At 67.2% G+C, this 2,798-nt stretch carries 2 protein-coding genes; one reads left to right on the forward strand and one right to left on the reverse strand.

Going from position 1 to position 2,798, the window contains the following annotated elements:
* Positions 1–230 precede the first annotated feature (230 nt).
* Positions 231–1,238, forward strand: coding sequence for an integron integrase (locus tag RHOFW104R8_RS10955; RefSeq protein ID WP_082823598.1), 1,008 nt, complete (start codon positions 231–233; stop codon positions 1,236–1,238).
* Between the two features lie 27 nt (positions 1,239–1,265).
* On the opposite strand, the gene RHOFW104R8_RS10960 is transcribed toward RHOFW104R8_RS10955, so the two are convergent.
* The coding region (locus tag RHOFW104R8_RS10960) for a GH36-type glycosyl hydrolase domain-containing protein (protein WP_343123792.1) at positions 1,266–2,798 on the reverse strand (1,533 nt) is incomplete at its 5' end.

Raw genomic sequence — 2,798 nt, forward strand, 5'->3', positions numbered from 1 at the left:
AATCCGGATGCTCCGCTGTCTTACGCAGGGACTTTCCCCTGAAACGTGTCCGCCGCTCTCGATGCCGAACGCTTAGTAGACCCCACATCGGGGCATATGCAACCGATGTTCAGCTTTCGGCTGTCCTTGGTCAAGCGGACAAATCCTACGAGCGGGCAAGGGGTTGCCGGATGGCGGCTACGGTGTGCGGCGGCGATGCTGCCACTGCATATCTCACGGATCGAGGTCCTATGTCTTATCCCTCACAATCGCCGGTGATATCTGCCGCTCGTTCGGGTGCGCCTGCGCCCCGCCTGCTTGACGAGGTTCGGCGACGTTTGCGGCTCAAACACTACAGTTTGCGTACCGAAACCATCTACGTGGGATGGATACGCCGGTTCATTCTGGCGAATGGAAAGCGCCATCCGCGTGATATGGGCGCGGTGGAAGTGGAAGGCTTCCTGTCCGGTCTGGCCGTGCGTGGTGGCGTGGCTGCCAGCACGCAGAATCAGGCGCTGTCGGCGCTGCTTTTTCTCTATCGCGAGGTGTTGCGGATCGACTTGCCCTGGATGGAGACGATGGTGCGCGCGAAGCGTTCGCAGCGTGTTCCCACGGTGTTGTCACGTGAGGAGGTACAGGCGTTGTTGGCGCAGATGGAAGGTCGTCCGTGGCTGTTGGCCAGTCTGTTGTATGGCACCGGCATGCGGTTGATGGAGTGCATGCGGCTGCGCGTGAAGGATGTGGATTTTGCGCGCAATGAAATTACCGTGCGTGACGGCAAGGGTGGCAAGGATCGCCGCACGGTATTGCCGAAGCGGTTGGTCGAGCCTTTGCAGCGCGAGATCGACCGCGCCAGCGTGCTGCATGAGAGCGACCTGCTTGCGGGTTTTGGCGTGGCTCGCCTGCCTCACGCTCTGGCGCGCAAGTATCCCCATGCCGGGCGGGAATTTGGCTGGCAATTCGTATTTCCGTCGGCGCAACGCTCGGTCGATCCACTGGATGGTGTGGAGCGTCGTCATCACTTTGATGAGGGGCTGCTGTCGCGCTCACTGAAAAGTGCCTGTCGCCGCGCAGGCATTGTCAAGCCAGTGAGTGCGCATACGTTGCGTCACTCTTTCGCCACGCATCTGCTGGAATCCGGGTATGACATCCGTACCGTCCAGGAACTGCTCGGCCACAAAGACGTAGCGACTACCCAGATTTATACCCACGTGCTCAACCGTGGCGGCCACGGCGTGCAGAGCCCGCTGGACCGCTGAGGCCGGGGGCGGTGCTTCGTCATCGGCTCACGGCGAACGTGGATGGTTGAGCACCACGCTGTGCTCGGCGCCGTCGTCGAGCAGCGGGATCGAGCCGTCGGGCTGTTCGACGCCGTCCAGCCATACCTCGCCGAGCGTGCCGGGTTCGCTCTGCCGCATGTCGATGCGGTACAGCGTGCCGTGGTGGCGGTAGTCCAGCTCGAAGCCTTCCCACGCCGCCGGCAGCACCGGCGCGAAGCGCAGCCTGCCGGCCTCCCGGCGCAGGCCGAGCAGGGATTCCACGATGAGGCGGTACATCCAGCCGGCGGAGCCGGTGTACCAGCTCCAGCCGCCGCGGCCGACGTGCGGCTCGACCGCGTACACGTCGGCGCTGACCACGTAGGGCTCGACCTTGTAGACGTCCGTTCGCGCGGCGCCGGTGCCGTGGTCGACCGGATTGATCATCCGCAGCAGTTCCCACGCGCGCTCGCGGTCGCCGAGCTCGGCGAAGGCCATCGTGGCCCAGATCGCGGCATGCGTGTACTGGCCGCCGTTCTCGCGCACGCCGGGCAGGTAGCCCTTGATGTAGCCGGGGTCGAGCGGTGATTTGTCGAACGGCGGCCGCAGCAGCTGCACCAGGCCGGCATCGCGGCGCACCAGGTGGGTGTCCAGCGATTCCATCGCCTGGCGCTGGCGCTCGGGCGCGGCGAGGCCGGACAGCACCGACCAGCTCTGCGCGATCGAGTCGATCCGGCACTCCTCGTTGCCGGCCGAGCCCAGCGGGGTGCCGTCGTCGAAGTAGGCGCGGCGGTACCAGGCGCCGTCCCAGCCGTGCTGCTCCAGCGCGGCGCGCAGGCGGTCCACCTCGCCTACGCAGCGTTGCGCGAACGCCTCGTCGCCGCGCAGCCGGGCCACTTCGGCGAAGCGGGTCAGCACCTCGCCGCTGAAGAAGCCCAGCCACACGCTTTCGCCGCGGCCCTGTTCGCCGACCCGGTTCATGCCGTCGTTCCAGTCGCCGCCGCCGATCAGCGGCAGGCCGTGCGCGCCGCGCTGCGCGAAGCTGCGTTCGATCGCGCGCACGTTGTGCCAGTACAGGGTCTCGTGCAGGCCGGAGGGCTGCGGCAGGTCGTAGTACGACTCCTCGCCGGGGTGCAGCGCGCGGCCCTCGATGTAGCCGACGCGCTCGTCCAGCACGCCGGAATCGCCGCTGGCCAGCACGTAGCGCGCGGTGGCCAGCGGCAGCCACAGGTAGTCGTCGGAGCAGGTGGTGCGCACGCCGCGGTCCAGCGGCGGGTGCCACCAGTGCTGCACGTCGCCCTCGGGGAACTGGTGCGCCGCGCTCAGCAGCAATTGCGCGCGCGACAGTTCGGGCGCGGCGTGGATCGTCGCCATCGAATCCTGCAGCTGGTCGCGGAAACCGAACGCGCCGCCGGACTGGTAGTAGCCGCTGCGCGCCCACAGCCGGCAGGCGATGGTCTGGTACAGCAGCCAGCCGTTGGCGAGCACGTCGAGCGCCGGCTCCGGCGTGCGCACCTGCACCGTGCCGAGCACGCGCGCCCAGTGCGCGCGCACCTTGTCCAG

Source organism: Rhodanobacter sp. FW104-R8 (assembly GCF_001617365.1).
In the GTDB taxonomy this organism is placed as follows: domain Bacteria; phylum Pseudomonadota; class Gammaproteobacteria; order Xanthomonadales; family Rhodanobacteraceae; genus Rhodanobacter.